The 19,048-nt window shown below is 36.5% G+C and carries 16 protein-coding genes; 8 read left to right on the top strand and 8 right to left on the bottom strand.

The window, feature by feature from the left end:
• Positions 1-67: 67 nt before the first annotated feature.
• The 4 genes from KBF89_07755 to KBF89_07740 all read right to left on the bottom strand — a co-directional run bounded on the left by KBF89_07755 (position 68) and on the right by KBF89_07740 (position 4,104).
• Positions 68-829 carry a succinate dehydrogenase/fumarate reductase iron-sulfur subunit gene (locus KBF89_07755; GenBank protein MBP9116219.1) on the bottom strand — a complete coding sequence of 254 codons (762 nt, stop codon included), beginning with the start codon at positions 827-829 and terminating at the stop codon, positions 68-70.
• 76 nt (positions 830-905) lie between these two features.
• Positions 906-2,843: a fumarate reductase/succinate dehydrogenase flavoprotein subunit gene (locus tag KBF89_07750; GenBank protein ID MBP9116218.1), complete on the bottom strand. Its 1,938-nt coding sequence runs from the start codon at positions 2,841-2,843 to the stop codon at positions 906-908.
• 17 nt (positions 2,844-2,860) lie between these two features.
• A complete protein-coding gene (locus tag KBF89_07745; protein ID MBP9116217.1) occupies positions 2,861-3,661 on the bottom strand; it encodes a succinate dehydrogenase cytochrome b subunit in 801 nt (266 codons plus the stop codon).
• Between the two features lie 53 nt (positions 3,662-3,714).
• The gene (locus KBF89_07740) at positions 3,715-4,104 is read right to left on the bottom strand and encodes a hypothetical protein (protein MBP9116216.1); all 390 of its coding nucleotides are present in this window, start codon (positions 4,102-4,104) and stop codon (positions 3,715-3,717) included.
• A 251-nt stretch (positions 4,105-4,355) separates the two neighbouring features.
• On the opposite strand from KBF89_07740, the gene KBF89_07735 reads away from it, so the two are divergent.
• Positions 4,356-4,661, top strand: coding sequence for a WhiB family transcriptional regulator (locus KBF89_07735; GenBank protein ID MBP9116215.1), 306 nt, complete (start codon positions 4,356-4,358; stop codon positions 4,659-4,661).
• A gap of 24 nt (positions 4,662-4,685) precedes the next feature.
• On the opposite strand, the gene KBF89_07730 is transcribed toward KBF89_07735, so the two are convergent.
• Positions 4,686-5,561, bottom strand: a complete 876-nt coding sequence (locus KBF89_07730; GenBank protein ID MBP9116214.1) for a hypothetical protein — start codon at positions 5,559-5,561, stop codon at positions 4,686-4,688.
• A gap of 119 nt (positions 5,562-5,680) precedes the next feature.
• Between KBF89_07730 and KBF89_07725 the strand changes: the two genes are divergently transcribed.
• The 3 genes from KBF89_07725 to KBF89_07715 are packed head-to-tail and all read left to right on the top strand — an operon-like array spanning position 5,681 to position 7,398.
• Positions 5,681-5,869, top strand: a complete 189-nt coding sequence (locus tag KBF89_07725; protein ID MBP9116213.1) for a twin-arginine translocase TatA/TatE family subunit — start codon at positions 5,681-5,683, stop codon at positions 5,867-5,869.
• A 23-nt stretch (positions 5,870-5,892) separates the two neighbouring features.
• On the top strand, positions 5,893-7,113 hold the full coding sequence (locus tag KBF89_07720) for a trypsin-like peptidase domain-containing protein (GenBank protein MBP9116212.1): 1,221 nt from the start codon (positions 5,893-5,895) through the stop codon (positions 7,111-7,113).
• A gap of 9 nt (positions 7,114-7,122) precedes the next feature.
• The gene (locus KBF89_07715) at positions 7,123-7,398 is read left to right on the top strand and encodes a hypothetical protein (protein ID MBP9116211.1); all 276 of its coding nucleotides are present in this window, start codon (positions 7,123-7,125) and stop codon (positions 7,396-7,398) included.
• Here KBF89_07715 and ppk1 read toward each other — a convergent pair.
• Positions 7,395-9,446, bottom strand: a complete 2,052-nt coding sequence (gene ppk1 / locus KBF89_07710) for a polyphosphate kinase 1 (protein ID MBP9116210.1) — start codon at positions 9,444-9,446, stop codon at positions 7,395-7,397. The two genes, KBF89_07715 and ppk1, sit on opposite strands and share 4 nt — an antisense overlap.
• 109 nt (positions 9,447-9,555) lie before the next feature.
• Entirely contained in the window at positions 9,556-10,959 is a 1,404-nt protein-coding gene (locus tag KBF89_07705) for a zinc-dependent metalloprotease (GenBank protein MBP9116209.1), read from the bottom strand.
• Positions 10,960-11,056: 97 nt separating this feature from the next.
• On the opposite strand from KBF89_07705, the gene KBF89_07700 reads away from it, so the two are divergent.
• Entirely contained in the window at positions 11,057-12,343 is a 1,287-nt protein-coding gene (locus tag KBF89_07700; GenBank protein MBP9116208.1) for a HAMP domain-containing histidine kinase, read from the top strand.
• Position 12,344: 1 nt separating this feature from the next.
• On the opposite strand, the gene KBF89_07695 is transcribed toward KBF89_07700, so the two are convergent.
• Positions 12,345-13,415 carry an Lrp/AsnC family transcriptional regulator gene (locus KBF89_07695; protein MBP9116207.1) on the bottom strand — a complete coding sequence of 357 codons (1,071 nt, stop codon included), beginning with the start codon at positions 13,413-13,415 and terminating at the stop codon, positions 12,345-12,347.
• A 285-nt stretch (positions 13,416-13,700) separates the two neighbouring features.
• On the opposite strand from KBF89_07695, the gene KBF89_07690 reads away from it, so the two are divergent.
• The 3 genes from KBF89_07690 to KBF89_07680 form a co-directional block, all read left to right on the top strand.
• Positions 13,701-14,714, top strand: coding sequence for a rod shape-determining protein (locus KBF89_07690; protein ID MBP9116206.1), 1,014 nt, complete (start codon positions 13,701-13,703; stop codon positions 14,712-14,714).
• A gap of 98 nt (positions 14,715-14,812) precedes the next feature.
• Positions 14,813-17,158, top strand: a complete 2,346-nt coding sequence (locus tag KBF89_07685; GenBank protein MBP9116205.1) for a hypothetical protein — start codon at positions 14,813-14,815, stop codon at positions 17,156-17,158.
• Positions 17,159-17,274: 116 nt separating this feature from the next.
• The coding region (locus KBF89_07680) for a hypothetical protein (protein ID MBP9116204.1) at positions 17,275-19,048 on the top strand (1,774 nt) is incomplete at its 3' end.

Below are 19,048 nucleotides of genomic sequence, written 5' to 3'. Positions count from 1 at the left end.
ATATTGCCAAAACATATTGCAGATGCAATTAAATTCCGGCAAACACAAATTAAAAACCTGCTCTAATTTAACTTTGGCTAGCTTTTGCCCTATTCTTTAATTGTGCTTTTGCATAATCTTTATTCATTAGCGCTATGAAATCTATAGAAATCTCTTTAGGGCATGCTGATTGGCATTCACCGTGGTTTGTGCAAGATCCAAAATATTCGTCCATAGTTTCAACCATATTTACAACACGTTCAAAACGTTCAGGTTGTCCTTGTGGAAGTAAATTTAAATGCATAATTTTTGCTGAAGTAAAAAGTTGTGCTGCACTATTAGGACATGCTGCAACACATGCTCCACAGCCAATACATTGAGCTGCATCCATTGCGGTATCTAATACTGCTTTTGGTATTAATGTTAAGTTCGCATCACCAGAAGCGCCAGTAGGTGCATCTATGTAGCCACCAGATTCAATAATACGGTCAAATGCAGATCTATCAACAGTTAAATCTTTGATTACAGGAAAACTAGTTGCACGGAAAGGTTCAACTGTAATAACGTCACCATCATTAAATTTGCGCATATGTAGTTGACAAGTCGTAGTTGCTTTTTGAGGACCATGGGGAGACCCATTAATGACCATAGAACAAGCACCGCATATACCTTCTCTACAGTCTGAGTCAAATGAAACAGGCTCTTCGTTAGAACCTATAAGTCTTTCATTTAAAGTATCAAACATTTCTAAGAAAGACATATCTTCACTAATGTCGTTTACTTCGTAATTTACAAAATGGCCTTGATCTCTGTTTGAATGTTGTCTCCAAACTTTTAATGTTAAATGCATTTTTAAATATTCCTCTTGTTTCGGGGAGGGTTCGAACTGCTTAGCATTGCTGCGCTGTTTCAAACCCTAACGGGGGTTACTTATATGATCTTTGTGATAGTGGTACTTCTTCGAAATCTAACATCTCTTTATTCAATATTGGATTTGATAAATCGCCACTATATTCCCAAGCGGCAACGTAAGCAAAATTTTCGTCATCACGCTTTGCTTCGCCTTCATCAGTCATGTGTTCAACTCTGAAATGCCCGCCACAACTTTCTTCACGATGTAAAGCATCTCGAACCATTAGCTCACCGAATTCTAGAAAATCTAATACTCGGCCAGCTTTTTCTAGAGTGATATTTAAATCATCATCACTTCCAACAACACGTAAGTCTTTATGGAATTCTTCACGAATACGAGCTATTTCAACAAGTCCTTTTTCGAGGGATTCTTTACTTCGTTCCATTCCACAATGTTCCCAAAGCGCTTTTCCTAATTCACGATGAAAATCATCAGGAGAACGAGTTCCTTTTATCGACATCAGCATTTCAATTCGATCACTAACATCATTTTCAGCTTTTTCAAAAACTTCATCTTCTATGGCAACTGGTTTTGTACCAAGTAATGGAGCTAGATATCCACTAATTGTGTTTGGTAGAACAAAATATCCATCAGCCAAACCTTGCATCAATGCAGATGCACCAAGACGATTCGCTCCGTGGTCAGAAAAGTTTGCTTCGCCTAATACGAACAAGCCATCAAGATTGCTCATCAAGTTATAATCAACCCAAAGTCCACCCATAGTGTAATGCAGTGCAGGATAGATACGCATAGGTTGTTTATAAGGGTTCTCGCCAGTAATTCTTTCATACATGTCGAATAGGTTTCCGTAACGTTCACGAATCACGTCTTCACCTAAACGATTTATAGCGTCAGCAAAATCCAAATATACGCCATTCTTTAGTGGTCCAACTCCACGACCTTCATCAACAACAGTTTTAGCATTTCGAGATGCAATATCGCGTGGAACCAAATTTCCAAACGCTGGATATTTACGCTCTAAATAATAATCACGTTCATCTTCAGGAATATCTCCTGCTGGACGAGTTTCATCTTTAGCATTAGGTACCCAGATACGTCCGTCATTTCTAAGAGATTCACTCATCAGCGTAAGTTTGCTTTGGAATTCATCTGAAGCTGGGATACATGTTGGATGAATCTGTGTATAACAAGGGTTGGCGAAAAAAGCACCTTTTTTATGTGCGCGCCACGACGCTGTTACGTTACACATTTTTGCATTTGTAGAAAGATAAAAAGCGTTTGAATAACCACCTGTTGCAAGAACAACAGCGTGACCAGAATGAGATTCAATGTCTCCAGTAATAAGGTCGCGAACAACAATTCCAACTGCTTTTTCATCTTTAGTAACTACATCGAGTAGTTCAGTACGAGGAAACATTTCTACATTACCCAATCCAATTTGATGAGCCAGTGATTGATAAGCACCTAAAAGTAATTGTTGGCCAGTTTGTCCTCGTGCATAGAAAGTACGAGAGACTTGTGCTCCACCAAAACTTCGATTATCTAAAAGTCCACCGTATTCGCGTGCAAAAGGTACACCTTGTGAAACGCATTGGTCAATAATATTCAAACTTTCTTCCGCTAAGCGGTGTACGTTTGCTTCACGTGAGCGAAAATCTCCACCTTTAACAGTATCGTAAAATAATCTAAATACGCTATCTCCGTCATTCTTATAATTTTTTGCAGAGTTAATTCCACCTTGAGCTGCAATTGAATGAGCTCTACGAGGTGAATCTTGAAAACAATAAGCTTTAACTTTGTAGCCTAGTTCTGCCAATGAAGCAGCTGCTGATGCGCCAGCTAAACCTGTACCAACAACAATGATTTCAAATTTCCTTTTATTGGCAGGATTAACTAACTTAATATCAAATTTATTCTTTTCCCATTTTCCAGACATAGGTCCACTTGGAACTTTTGGATCAAGTTTTGATGAGGTTTTTTCTGTAGTCATTTGATTTTCCTTAAAACTTATTTACCAATGAGGCCAAATTGTATTGCGAGTGGGAAGCTAACGTTTCCTAAAACAATTAGTGCAGCAAAAACACGAGCGAATATTTTTCTAGCATTATTGTATTTAGGATTATTAATTCCTAATGATTGAAATATTGACCAAGCTCCATGGAAAATATGTACGCCTAAAGCCAAATTGGCTGTTACATATAGTGCTGTCACTGGCCATCTTGTAAGTGAAGCTGTTACGTTTCTGTAAGCTTCTCCTCTTACAAAACCTGGATTGAACCATCCCCAAGTTAAATCTGCTAAATGCCAAAAAAGGAAAAGGAAGATGATAATTCCACCCCAACGCATTGTTCTAGAAGCAAAATTTGCTGCACTATATTCACGTGGTCCACGATATTTATTTTCAGAGTTTCTTGCTTTACGATTTTGGATAGTTAAAGCATATGCAGCATGGAAGTGAACGAAGAAAGCTAAAATTAGTACTGATCTTACAATCCACAATAAAACAGTACGAGGTAGAAGTGGTTCACCCATATCTCGCAAAAATTCAGCATAGTGATCAAATGTTTTTTGGCCTAGATACATTTTAAGGTTTCCTGCCATATGGCCGAATATGAAACCTAATAGGACTATGCCAGAAATTGCCATTGCGTATTTTTTACCAACATTCGTTGCATAAAAGCGAATGGGCCATGGCGTTGAGCTGGCTTTACGTTTCCTAATCGGAGTGACGACTATTCTTTTAGAAGAGATAGCTTTAGTATCCCCATTTTCATCTGTTTTCATTTCTGTTTTCGTTTCTGTTTTCATTACGCCTCCGGATTCAGAATCAAAAAAACGAATCTCTTTTGGATAGGTTAGTTCTAAATGCCGCCACCTGATGAACTGTTACTTTTTAGGATTTCACAATTTTCAATGGCATGTCTTGTTATTTCATTTGACGCTTTTTCGTTTTTCTTCTCTTGTTTCATGACACCGTCACCAGCTATAACTTTTTTATAAGAAGATATAATTTGTGTATAGTCTGATTTGAGTTCTTGTGGGAAATCTTTTGCAGATGCCAATTTTTCTAATAATTTTAATTGTTGCTTAGTACTTGCAGTTGGTACTTTATCTTCGAATTCTCGATAATAAGCGCAATAGTCTGTTTTCTTTAAAGCTCCAGTTGCCTTTACTTTTGACTTAGAACAGGCATTTAAAGAAGTAGAAATTAGTATTAAAAAGATAAATATGATCACTAGTTTTTTTCGCACATACCATCGTAGCTAATGGGGCAATAGTGATTCTTATCGTCAAAGTTCAAGGTTTTATTGAAATTGATATCGTCACCTAATGTGGTTTATGCTAATAAATATTTCACTACTTGTGGCCCAAATGTTACTTTTTTGATGAAAAGTAAGAGAATCTGGGTGTTCGTGTTGCATTTAACCCATCAAAGCGAGCAAAGTTACACTACTGTAATTTCTTTTATGTAATTTACAGTGCATTCGTCAAAGGGGGACACATGCTTGAATTCTTACAACGTTCTAAAGACCCAGGTAGATGGCAGACACGCGCCAACTGTTTGGGTGTAGATCCAGATTTATTTTTCCCAGAGAGGGGAGCTTCGACACGTGAAGCTAAATCTGTCTGTGCAGGTTGCGAAGTAAAAGATGATTGTCTTGAGTATGCACTCGTCAATGGCGAAAAGTTTGGGATCTGGGGAGGTCTCAGCGAACGTGAACGTAGACGTCTTCGTAGACAACGTGCACTTGCTAGAAAAGAAGCTCAAGAAGCACAAGAGATTGAAGAAATTAAACACACTGCATAATTTTTATGTCTAGGGGTTAAGCTCCTAGACATAATTTTCCACAATTGAATTTTCGTTCAGCCCAGACCATTCCAAAAACTCTGCTGATAATTTAACGAAATGGTATTTGGGTATTAATCCAACAAGCTCAACAGAGCTCTTTATATTTAACTCATCCGCCACCTTTTTAACCTGCAAACAAACATCACTTATATTTGTTTGTAATAAATCAATAATATTCATTGAAACTTGAACACTATTTTTACTATTCAAATTCAAGCCTAAGGATCGCACACCTTTATATCCACCGCTTGATTCACGAATATCAAAAGCAATTCGTTTAGCAATACTTAAATCATTAGATTCCAAATTAACATTTATTGCAATAAGAGGTTTTCTGATTCCAAGAGCAATCGCACCATATTGTTCGTGAGGAAAATTATTACCTATATCTGGTTTTATACTATTGAAAGCAAATTTTCGAATATCTGGTAGAGTTTGCTGGTTTTTGGTGTCTGCATAATCATATAAAAATATTGGTACGCAGAATTCTGAACTAATTGATTCAGCAAAACTATGTATCGAATATATGTATTCAGGGTATTTTGCATAATCTATTTCACCAATATCTTCGTCATAAACTACAAACGGTATTACGTCGACAACACCGATTCGTGGATGAACTCCAATATGGTCCCTGATATCTAATATTGAGAAACAGAATTCTATAAATATTTTTACAATATTCTTCAAGCTAATAAAATCACGTGATACAAAAGTAAACACGGAACGATTATGATCAATATCGCTATGAACATCACATAATATTGAATTCTCAGTTTCACTTACAGCATTTTCTAGTTTTGAAACTAATAGGGAATTATCGCAACTAGATATGTTAACTACACATTCGTATATCATTTAAATATAATAAATGTAATTATGTCTATATGGCGACATATAGACTCGAATAAATAAATATATACTGTTTTAACTAGAATTGAGGCTAGTATTCTAATAACATTATTGAAAGGGTCTATATGTTAGCGGTAGGTTTAGGAACACCAGAAATAATAATCATTGCAGGGGTAGTTGTACTCCTATTTGGTAGTGCAGCTTTACCAAAATTTGCGCGTAGTCTTGGTCAAGCAAAAAAAGAATTTGAATCAGGAATTTCTGACAATGAAAAATCTAGCGATAAATCTGTTGATAAAGACGAAAAAAAATAACATAGAAAACTAATATATTAAGTATGACAATTGAAGATAACTCAACTGAAGAAGAATATCCTGCAAAAGTAGAAACAACAATTGATGATTTAAATCCTAAAGATGACGGATCAGTCCACGAAGAATTGATTACAAGAAACCTCGAAGCAGAATATATTCCATCAAAAGAAATTTATTGGAAGAATCCTCCAAAGCGTTCGGGTTTAGCCAGTGGTTTATTCTGGGGGATATTAATTGGCGTATTTATGGTTAGCTCGATGTGGTATTACTTACATAGAAATACTTATAATTATGAAGTGCGAAGAAGTACTTCAGCATTCACGAAACCTGCAGATATACAAGAAGTATTAGCAAAAATTGAACCCGCCACTGTTGCAATATCTGTTGGTGGTGGAGCAAATATTCTCGGTGGTGGGGCAGGTACAGGTTTTATTTATTCTTCTGATGGTTATGTTCTAACAAATAACCATGTTATTGAAGGTGGTAATAAAATTATTTCTGTGATTCTCAATGACGGTCGCACCCTAGATGCAAAATTATTAGGTGTTGATCCCGTAGAAGATTTAGCAGTATTAAAAATTGAAGGTACAGATTTTCCTGCAGTAAAACTTGGAAGTTCAGATGCAACAATTGTTGGTGACGATGTTATTGCAATTGGTAATGCTCTTGCACTAGAAGGCGGTCTGAGTGTTACCCGCGGCATTGTTTCTGGAAAAGATCGAGTTATCGCAACCGAATTAGGTACAAAACTAAGAGGTATAATACAAACCGATGCTGCTATTAATAGGGGGAATTCTGGTGGACCTTTAGTGAATTCAAAAGGTGAAGTGATCGGAATTAACACAGCAATTGCAGATCCTAGTTATGCTCAGAATGTTGGATTCGCTATTGCCATTGATCGCGCAAAACCAATTATTTCGGATTTAGAACGAGGTAATAATAGAAAAGTAGCGTACATAGGCATATCAGCTCAAGATGTTACACCTCGTTTAGTGAAAGAATTAGACCTCAAAATTGAATCTGGTGCTTTAATTGGTGAGATTGTAAAAGACTCTCCAGCTTCAAAAGCGGATATTAAGGTCAATGACGTATTAACCCAAGTTGATGGCAACAAGATATCTTCATCTGCCGATATGGTTAGTGAAATTAGATCTAAAAAGCCTGGAAATAAAGTGACAATTAAAATAAACCGTAACGGAAAAGAATTGTCCGTCGAAGTGACCTTGGAAGAGCGACCCGTCTAGACTGTTGTAATGACAAATATAGAACCAGAAGTACCTGCACCGACAATAGGTCACGTAAAAATTGTATATTACGGTCCTGTTCACCCACATTGGGGTGTTGAAAAAGTATTTGGTGATGATGATATTGTTGAATCATTTCGCCAACGAGTGGGAGCGCGTCTCAATTTTGTTCCACCTCATGATCCACAATTTCGAAGAAATCGTGAACGAGTTGTAAAAGACGGAGAGCGCGAAGGTGTGGTTATACAATGGGATCTTGGCTTTGATGATGAGTCTGACGCCTAATCAGGAATATTTCTAGATATCTCACTATTTAAACGTTCTGTATCAGCACGATAATCTGCAATTTTAAGTAATTCATTGTGTACTGTTGAAGTTGATTTTAGATGTCTCCAACCATTTTGTGTAAGCTCCCAATGATCGTTATTATCATCTAGAAGTTCTGATAATGCTTCGTTAACATATCTTCTTGTATGATTTTCTAATAAAGGTATCAATACTTCGAATCTATGATCTAAATTTCTTTTCATTAAATCCGAAGACCCTATTAACAATGTTGCATTTTCACCTATACCAAATCTATAAATTCTTGAGTGTTCTAAAAACCTTCCGATTATAGAACGAATTTTTATATTTGGGTATTTTGCGATATGTGCTGGAGAGAAACCACATGATGCTCTAACAATTATTTCAACATGAGCACCATTTTCGCTTGCATTTAATAATGCATCAAGTATTGTTGGGTCAACAATATTATTGCATTTAAATACTATATTTCCGTCACTATTGGATTGACCCTCAACTAGAGTTAATAATTTATCGCGCAAATGATATGGTGCAACCAACAATTCACGATATTGGTTTTTTGAGCTATATCCGGTTAGATCATTAAATAGATCTCCTACGTCCTTACCAATCCTTTGATTGCTAGTAAATAAATCGAAATCCTCGTAGACTTCTGCAGTTGAAGGGTTGTAGTTACCTGTAGATATATGTGAATAATATTTTAGTGATCCTTTATCTTTTCTAACAATATGTAAAAGTTTTGCATGTGTTTTAAGACCAACTTTTCCGTAGACAACATGTACACCAGCCCTTTCTAATAGTTTCGCTCTTTCAATATTTGTAGATTCATCAAATCTGGCTTTCAATTCGACTAGAGCAACTACCTGCTTTCCTTCTTGAGCGGCCTTACAAAGAGATTGGACTATAGCTGAATCAACACCTGCGGCTCTATAAAGTGTTTGCTTTATGGCTAATACATTTTCATCACGTACACATTGTGCTAAAAGTGCCTGGACTGTTTCTTCATAACTTTCGTAAGGCCTATGAATTAATAGATCTCTATTATCCATAATTTCAAACAAGTCAACCCGATTATTTTTACTACTTTTTAGTCTTGCAGGTATTTTTGGTTTAAATTTTGGATATTTGAGTTTAGGTTTATCAATCATTGCGATTTTGCGTAGTGTTGAGATATCACAAATACTATAAGACGGAAATTCGAATATTCTTGATGTATCAAGTGTGACTTCGTTCTGTATTAAATCTACCCAAGTATTGTCTATGCCCGCTTCGATTTCTAGTCTCGTTGCTTCACCATATCTTTGGCGTTGTCTTACGACATTGCTCATAGCCTGTAACAAATCATCATTATCATCGATAATATAATTACTAGATCTTGTGATTCTAAAAACAAAATTTGATTCTAAGTCCATACCTAAAAATAATTTCTCCCAGTTAGCCATTATTAATTTCTCTAAGGGTATGAAAATCGTAGAATTTGGGAGTTGCACCAATCTTTCAAGATTTGCTGGAACTTTTATCCTTGCGAATCTTTGTATGTCGGTTTTCTGTTCACGGAGTATGATTCCAAGATTTACTGTTTTTGATGATATCCACGGAAAAGGGTGAGCTGGATCAACAGCTAGAGGAGTAAGAACAGGATATACATTGTCATCAAAATATCGTGTTAGCCAAGTTCTTTGTTGTCGATTTAAATCTTGTATCTCACTAAATGCGATATTCTCTTTTGATAACTCTCGATTGAGTTTGTAATATGTGGAGTATTGCTGGTTGTAAAAATTCTTTGATCTTGAAATAAGATTCTTTATTATTAGTGTTCTGGTACTTTTTTCCGATTCAGATCTCTCATATAAGGAGTTTTTTAGATGACTCATTCTCACTTGAAAGAATTCATCCATGTTTGATGCAGATATTGCTAGAAAATTCACGCGGTCAAGCAGCGCTATATTTGAATCATTAGCGCATTCTAAAACTCTTTCATTAAAATCGATCCAACTAAGGTCTCGATCGCTATAGGCAATATTCACTTAAACTTTGTCGACGTCTTAAACACTAGAAATAAGACCAATTTAATAAATTTTGTGACCTTCATCCACCTAAAATATGGATTTATAGGTCAAGCAATGAAAATGTTGGCTAGTTATTCATCAATTCTAAGCGTGCTAAATATAATCCCGGTGCATTAAATTCAGATACTGTAGGCATCAATTCCCAGTTGGACCATAAGTTATGTAGGGCACTTTCTTGATCTCGTTCTAATACCCCTTCTACAAAGGCCGTGGCAATCTCAAGGTTTTTAGTAGATACATCAACACCAAATAGTTGTTCTACAAAATGTTCGGCTTTAGACGTAGTTACGACAATTCGTTTTCTTGCTTCTCTAATCAAATTAGCGCTAGGAATAAGTTCATCAATATTTTTATGGGTTACATATTCCACATAAGCTTTATGTAATGCAGAAATTCTACCGATCTCTTCATCTAGAACAGAGTGGAGCGGAGTTCGTAATGCTTCAAACATCTGTTCTGGGGTCACATTGATAGCCATTACAGAATTTTCACCATCTGGTTCAATGTTATTAATCAATTCTTCAATCTTATATGGGTTAAGTTCGTATGCGCCTACATAACGTGAACATAAATCGTCGAGCTTCTCGTATAGCCAACCTGCATTACGGATTTGCGCTCTTATGGACTGTATTATTAGAAAATATAATATTGCTTCGTCTAAAGCAACGCTCCAATCTCGTGCAAACTTAACAACCATTGATGCAATAATAGATACTCTTTTATCTAGCTTCGCCGGGAGTAATACATCATCATCACCATATGCTCTATGGCTTAAATGGCCAATCATGGTTCCAGCTTGTACCCCAAACATCATAGGAGCAATACTTGAGGCTATTGCAGATTGTATATCGAATTCATTAGGTGATCCATTTGTTTGAGTAGGGTCCATTTCATTTCCAATAGTTGGATTTAAAGTTTTTGCGGCAATACTTAAGGGTGATTCCATTGCATCTAAATAATCAGTAGTAAACCCTATACGGTCACGGACGACAAGTTCTAGAGACATGATTTCATCAGAATTAGTATTTTTTACAACATATATTTTTGCTGCTTCAAATATTTCTTCAAACTTTTTAAGTATTTCGTGGTCAATTTCTTGGGGAACAATTTTTTTACTTGACACAGAAGACATTATTCTCATTTGATTCATCAATGACATGAAATCGTTTTCATTTAAAGCTTCTGAAAAATCGAAGTTACCATTATTAGTCTCTTCGGTATCAGATATCTCTTCGTCTAAACTATCTTTAGCCGCGATCTCGCTAGCAAAATATTTCGCTATTTGTATTGGATCAGGTTTTGTAATACCTGTTCCGAATAGATTTGATATTCCAGCTAGGTTGGGATCCTTTTCGCCATTTTGTCCTGAGAATATTTGGGAAAACATATCAGATAGAAAGCCGAATGGAGAATTACTATCACCATTTTCTTCGTTATTTTCTTTAGAGTCATCGTTATTATTAGGATTCACAACTACCATTCTACGCCTTTGACGTCCCAAATTTCATATGAAACTCTTCAAATTGATGATAAAAAACGGATAGAATTGGAATAAATAGAAAGAAAATATGTTAAATGACTTTTTAAAAATTAGATACAATGAATATTCTAGCCGTAATCCTCATGAACGGTTTTGCGATATGTTGTATATGCTTAACGGTTTTCGAATATTTTTAGTATTGCCCACATATGCATTGGCATTATATGTAAATATATTTTGGATTACTTCGACTATTTTACTTCTAAGTACCTTAATCATTGCTTATGTCCTAAGCAGATATAAAGATAACAAAAATTTAGTAAATCTAATTAGTGTTTATGGAGTTACAGTTGATTTTGCTCTCGCGGTTACTCTAATGCAATTTATTGACTCAAAATCTTTTGAATATGGAGTTAACTTTTTTCTTGTTGCAATAATTATAGAAGCTGCATATCTATGGAAAATACTTGGTTCAGTAATCGTTAGTATTATTGCTTCAATAACTACTTGTGTTTGGTTATTGGCTAGAAATGATTTTCAATTTGGAACTCGAACTGGGATAGCTATTGGTTTACGAACTGTGGTCTTTATATTTATTGCATTAGGGATAGGTTCATTATTACAAGTTTTTCAGGAAGCTACCGATGATCTAGCCCAACATTATGAAACGCAAGAAGAAACTATAGAAAAATTGCTAGAAGTAGCTGAGTTAAAAGATGATTTTATTTCTACAGCGAGCCATGAGTTGCGTACACCTATAACATCACTCATGGGTTACTTAAATGTAGTTGATGATCCCCGTATCGATGCTGAAACTAGAGCAGAAATACAAGTAGGTATAGGTAGGCAAATCTATCGCTTGCATGATCTAGTAGAGGATCTATTAGCTGTTGGGTTAATTGATTCAGATCGTAGTGGCTCTATAGGTGAATCTACTAACCTAAATTCATATATCAGTGAGTTAGTTGATGATGTGGAAGTTATAAATAGTCGTAAAGTTAATATCATATTTTTGAATTCGTCTAAGGAAGCAGAGAACATCAATATTGATAAAAATTTCTTAAGAAGAGTTTTAATTAATTTGATTCAAAATGCATTTAAATATTCGAATAAAGATACAGAAGTTAAATTAACAATAAATATGATAGAAAATAGATTATATTTCGAGATTCAAGATTTTGGTTATGGTATTGAAGGCGAAGAATTAGAAAATATCTTTAATAAATTTCATAGAGCTAAACGAAACAGAAATATATCCGGTAGTGGTCTAGGCCTATATATTGTAAAAGGCCTAGTTGAATCTATGGGTGGAGAAATTACAGTTGAAAGTAAAGTTGATGTTGGGACAACAATGAAATTTTATATTAAAACTTAATTTAATCTTTCGGTAATGCTTGAACATTAGTTAATTCTTCATTATATTTTGCTATATAAGCATCCCATTCTGGCGTAAAATATCTAACACGAACTTTTTTATATTCTTTAATAGACCATAAGAGTTCGTATTCTTTTATTCCAGTTTCATTAGCTATAGCTTCGATTGTTTGTTCACATTCACCAGCATTTTTACCATGTACCATAGTAAAAATTGTATATGGCCAATCTGAATATGTAGGTCTTTTATAACAATGGCTAACTTGTGAAAATCCAGCCATTTGTGGACCGACTTCTTCACAATCCCCTTCTGGTACTGCCCAAACGCCCATGGCATTTGCCTTATAGCCAGCATGTCGATGGTTCATAACAGCTGCAAATCGTCTCATATATTTTTTTTCTTTAAATTCTTCAATGGCATTTAGAATCTCTTCTTCACCACATTGAGCTTCAAAGGCCATAGCAGCAAATGGTCTAGGAACTAGCGGCAAGTCTTCTTGGAGTTCACGGATAATGGCTAGCTCTTTCTCGCTAAAGCTAGGAACATCCATTACAGATTTTCGTTCAGGCTTTTCATGTGCCAATACTTCTGATTTTGAATCTGGTTTTGTTTCACCAGTCATATCTAGTTTAACGCCGATCTTATAAAGCTTTAATGTAGGTAGTTGACGTGTTGTCTTTGACTTGGTTGCGTTATGTAATAGTGCAACATGGCTTTCAATGTTCTCGCTTGGTGGAACTGCAATTGTGTACCAAAGATTATAAGCATTGTTTCTTTTATAGTTATGTGAAACACCAGGATGTTCATTTATGATTTTTGCTGCTTGCTCTATTTGATCTTCATCGTATTTTGCAGCAATTAAAGCTGACTGATAGCCGAGAGCACGAGTATCAAAAATAGCACTTAATTGACGAAGTATATTTGCTTCTTTTACAGTACGGAGCTCTTCAATGACGGTTTCTTCACTGATTCCCATCTTTTCGCCAATAGCCTCGAATGGTCTTTCGCACACTGGAAATGACCATTGTACAATGTTTAATAATTCTTTTTGTTGCTTGCTTAGTTCTATCATGCTTCTATTTTTCCAGATATGAACAGTTAATTACGAACTTGCGTGGAATAATTTGATTAATTACTGGTAATATATACACAGAATATATGTGGTATTTAATTTTAGGGCTTGGGCTTTGTTTAGTGGGTTACGTGATTGTACATTTACGTTATAGGACACCAACGTCAGTCAACTCAAGTATTGATATGTTTGATCAGAAACGCGAGGCATTACAAAAAATGCGTGGGATGAAAAAAGACGGGCAGTAGCTGAGTTTTTTGGAAGTTTTGTAAAAGGAATTATATTATGGCACGTGATCTAGCAATCGACTTAGGTACAGCCAATACGCTTGTATATGCACGTGGTAAAGGAATAGTACTAAACGAACCTACAGTTATTGCACTAAATCAACAAAATAAAGATGTCTTAGCAATGGGTCATGACGCTTGGCAGATGATAGGTCGAACACCTGCACATATTGTTGCTGCTAGACCTCTTCGTGGTGGAGCAATCACAGATTTTGAAGTAACACAAAGGATGATCCGTTTATTATTTCAACGCGTTGGTGTTTCAAGAATGAATCGTTCGCGTGTGTTGATATGTGTTCCTTCTGCAATAACACATGTTGAACAACGAGCAGTACTAGAAGCAGCTCGTCGTGCTGGAGCTGCATCCACTTATTTATTAGAGCAACCAATGGCAGCAGCTATTGGTGCTGGTCTAGATATTCACGAACCTATAGGAAATATGGTTGTAGATGTTGGCGGTGGCACTAGCGAAGTAGCAGTAATTTCCCTTGGTGGTATTGTTGCTTTAGAAGCTAAGCGTGTTGGAAGTTTCGACATTGATACCGCCATTCAAAATCATGTACGTAAAGAACACGGTGTTGCAATAGGTGAGCGTACTGCTGAGGAAATAAAACTCGCAATTGGATCTGCCTATCCGGTTGAAGATGAAGTTAATGCTGAAGTGCGAGGACGAGACTTAATGACAGGTTTGCCCCGTGTCGTAGTTCTTACTCCAGCCGAAATTCGAGGTGCCATTGAAGAGCAAGTTCGTGAAATTTGTGATGCTGTAATAACCGCACTTAGTAATACACCTCCGGAGCTTGCCCAAGATTTAATTCTTCGTGGCATCCATTTAGTCGGTGGTGGAGGTCTACTTAAAGGTCTAGATCAACGTATATCAAATGAGACTCAACTTCCTGTTCATATTGTTAAACAACCTCTGGAATCTGTGGTTTTAGGTGCAGGTAGATGTCTAGAAGCATTCGATACCTTAAAAGATATGTTTATGGGCAAAGCCCGTGTTTATAACTAAACTTAATTTTATTGACTAAAGATATATGGGCCATATGACCTATAAAGATTTTTCAAATTATGACGATTCACTCAATAGACTAAGTTGAGGAGTCTTTGATGGTTAATGTTATAAAAAAGTATATGCCTATTTTGGCTATATTTTCATTACTAACTTTTAGCAATATTATATATCTACAATCTGCTTCGGCAGCACCTGCTACATATACAGTAAATGTTACATCAGACGAGATCGATGCAAATATTGGTGACGGTATTTGTGAAACCGCAAATGCTGGTGAGTGTACTTTACGTGCCGCAATAGAAGAAGCGAATTCAAATTCTGATATTGACACCATTGAATTTAATATTGCCGGTAGCGGAGCTCACGTTATTCAACCTACTAGCGATTTACCGGAAATTTACGAACAAACAATAGTCGATGGTTACACAAACAATTCAGGTGCAACACCAAACTCAGCTATCAGCCCAGCTCCAATAAATTCTGTAATTAATATTGGAATCGATATGTCAAATGCTGATGCTGGTTTAATTGTTTCTGGCGATAACTCAACTGTAAAAGGATTGTCTATTTATAGTTGTAGTACTTGCTTGACAACAACCGGAACTAGTCCCATTGTACAAGGGAATTTTTTAGGACTAGATAATACTGGTTTAAGTATAGGATCACGTTTGTCTCATGTTGGTCTTTTGATTGATGGAAATGCAAACGAGGCCATAATCGGTGGTGTAAATCCTGCAGATAGAAATTTAATTGTTGGTAGCGAAAATTCAAGTGAAGGTGGGTTGTTCATACGTAATGTTTCTCAAGTCGTTGTTAAAGGAAACTATCTTGGTATTGGTGTTGATGGTGAAACTGACTTTGGGATAAAAAAAGGAATTTTCATTTTAAATTCACAATCTATTTCTGTAGGTGGCGCTAGCCAAGGTGGTAAAAATGTGATTAGTGGAGCTACTGAGCAACAAGTAAATGTGGTATTCGGAAACGATGTAGCGATTCAAGGAAATTATATAGGTGTAGATTCAACTGGTAATGTAAACAGTTCAATTAATAATGGTACGGGAGCAGGTTTTCAAATTGGCACTTCTAATTCTATTTTTGGTGGTACCAATCCGAGTGAAGGAAATTTAGTTGCAGGTATCTCAGGTCTTGGGATTTCAATCACAAGTGCTACGAGTAGTGTTTTCGGTGGATTAGCTCAAGTTTCTAATAATGCAATTCTTGGAAACGAAATTCATGACATTAGTACTTTTGATTACCCCGCGTTTGGTGACTCAAACCAAGGTATTGATCTGCTTCACTATGAAGGCGATCAATATGGGAGTCCAATATCTTTCGAGTCGCAAGGTGTAACGGAAAATGATCCAAGCGGAGATAGCGACATTGGTCCGAATGGAAATATAAATTTTCCTGTATTAACAAGCGCTGTACAGGTTGGAAATAAATTGACAACAACTTTTGATTTAGATGCTGCTGATTCCACTGATGGAAATTATCGCATCGAATTTTTCGCTAATGATAGCTCGACAATTTTTGGTCATGGTCCGGGACAAATATTTTTAGGTAGCACACTTGTGCAAAATGGAAATAATAAACAAGCTGTATTAACTTTACCGAATGGTTTAGACATTTCTGGAAGATCACTTTCGTCGACAACAACCGCAATTAATAACACAACAAGTTCCGGCTTTGGTGCAACATCAGAATTTGCACAAAACATTCTTGTTGGTTCTGCAAGCGATTTTGATTCTGATACCATTCCAGACGCTATAGAAAATGGTTCACCTAACAACGGTGATGGTAACAACGATGGTATTGCGGATTCAATTCAACCAACAGTTACATCTTTTGTTTCTGCTACTTCTGGTGATTACACAACTTTTGTAACTAGTGGATGTTCATCAAATGGTTATGTAACTTCAATTGCCGAATCTAGTTTAGATACTACGGATACAGGTTTTCAATATCCTTACGGCTTAACCGATTTTGTCCTCAATTGTTCTCGCGGTGATATCGTTACTATCGATAAATATATTTTTACACCCCAGAGTGAATTAACAGATTTATCTATAAGGAAATATCGTCCTGCTACTCATAGCTTTGAAGCTATTCCAAATTCGAATGTTGTTTCAGAAAATATTGGTGGCGAACATGTCTTACATTTGAATTATTCTATTCAAGATGGCCAATCGTTAGATGATGATGGTTTAGAAAACGGTATTATTGTAGACCCTATGGGCCTAGCCCAAGTTTATGTAGCAAGCCAAAATGTTACATCTCCTGTTGTGCCTATTGTAAACAACCCTGGTTCGACTTCAGCGAATGGAACACTGGCAAGTACTGGAGCGAATCCTTACTATATCGCTAACTCATCGTTAACTATTTTGATGTTTGGTCTTGTGCTTTTGATAATTACTAAATCAGTTAACAAAAAGCAGATTTAGCATAATTTTCTATTTCGCCACATGCGCAATTATTTATAAAAATTAGTGCAAATTACCTATAAAGAAAAATCGCACTTTTGACGATTCAAAACCATAAGCTATTTAAGGAGCCTTTGGTGCGCAAAATCAAAAACAAACTATTGCCAACATTGATGATTTTATCAATAATGTCTTTCAGTGCTATTGCATTCGTGCCGTCAGCTATTGCTGCTCCTGCGACATTCACGGTAAATGTTAATACTGACGAGGGCGATGCAAACCCTGGTGATGGAATTTGTGAAACCGCAAATACTGGCGAATGTACTTTACGTGCTTCAATAGAAGAAGCAAATGCTAATGAGGGCGCCGATACAATTGAATTTAATATTCCAACTTCTGGTGTAATAACTTTTACTCCCGCAACTCCATTCCCATTTATTAGTGATGAAGTTAGTATTAATGGTTATACACAAAGCGGTGCAAGCGCAAACACTGCAGTGAGTCCAAACCCTATTAATAGTGTAATTATGCTCGAACTTGACGGAACAAATGCAGGTGCTGCCAACTCAGGCGGAATAACTTTTATTCCAGGTTCAGAAGGTTCATCACTTCGCGGTTTATCAATATACAATTTCGTACATATTGACAGTGTGAGTGGAGATCCAGATGGTGCAAATATTGGAGTACTAGCATCGAATATTACGGTTGCAGGAAACTTTATCGGTTTACATTCTGATGGTACAACAATAGCTACTGGTTCAAATGACACAGCAGTAGTACTTGAAGATGCCTTTGGGTTAATTACAAATGATGTAATAGGTGGTTCTTTGCCGGCAGATAGAAATATCATGTTTCAATTTTCACAATCAAACCTAGGCGCAACTATCGTCGGTTCTGGTGTAGGTACTCTTATTTACGGTAACTATATTGGGATAGCACGTGACGGTGTGACCGACTTAACTCCTGGTGCCGTGGATATTGAAGGTCTTCAAGGACCTTATAGTCTTGGTGTTAACCTTATTAACGGTGGGGGTGGTGTCAGAGTTGGTGGACCAAGCACAGGTCAAGCAAACCTTATATCAGGTAATACATCAAATGTAATTCTTAGTTCACCTAATAACGTAGTTCAGGGTAACTTGATTGGTACTGACTATAGCGGTGCTGTAAACCCTGGAATTACAAATGGTATGGGTATGACAATTACTGCTGGCACCGATAGCTTGGTTGGTGGTGTAAATCCAGGCGAAGGAAATGTTATTGCTGGTGTTGCCGGTTCTGGTATCTCTATATCCCAATTTCATCTTGAAAACCTTGGGGGTACAGGAAATACTTATGATATCTATCCTAACAATATAGCAATATTAGGTAACAGTATTTACGACATTTCTGTATTCGATTTTGCGGCTTTTGGCGATATGAACCAAGCCATCGATCAAAATACATTCATTGATTCTTCAGACCCAGCAGACTTTCGTCCAGACTCTGTAATAGGTCAAGGCCCGACGCTAAATGATGTTGGCGACGGCGATGACGGCGCAAACGGACTTTTGAATACTCCAGTTTTGCATAGCGCACAACAGGTAGGCCAGAACTTAAATGTAAGCTTTGACTTAGATGTAGCAGATTCTCCAACTGATCAATATCGCGTAGAGTTTTTTGCAAATGACCGTGCAACAATATTTGGTTATGGTCCTGGTCAAACATACTTAGGGTCAACAAATGCTTCTTCGGGTGATGGCAAAACTGCAACTATTACTCTTGGTGCTTTTGATGTTGTAGGTAAGTCATTATCTGCAACAGTAACAATTATTGATTCAGCATTTCCTGGTAACCAAGGATTTGGAGCTACCTCAGAATTTGCACAAAACATTTCAGTAGGTTCATCCGCTGACTTCGACTCAGATGGTGTAT

This window comes from Acidimicrobiia bacterium (genome assembly GCA_018057765.1).
GTDB lineage: Bacteria > Actinomycetota > Acidimicrobiia > IMCC26256 > JAGPDB01 > JAGPDB01.
Note: the sequence above shows the minus strand (reverse complement) of the source record. Positions and strands in the feature narration are given on the sequence as shown.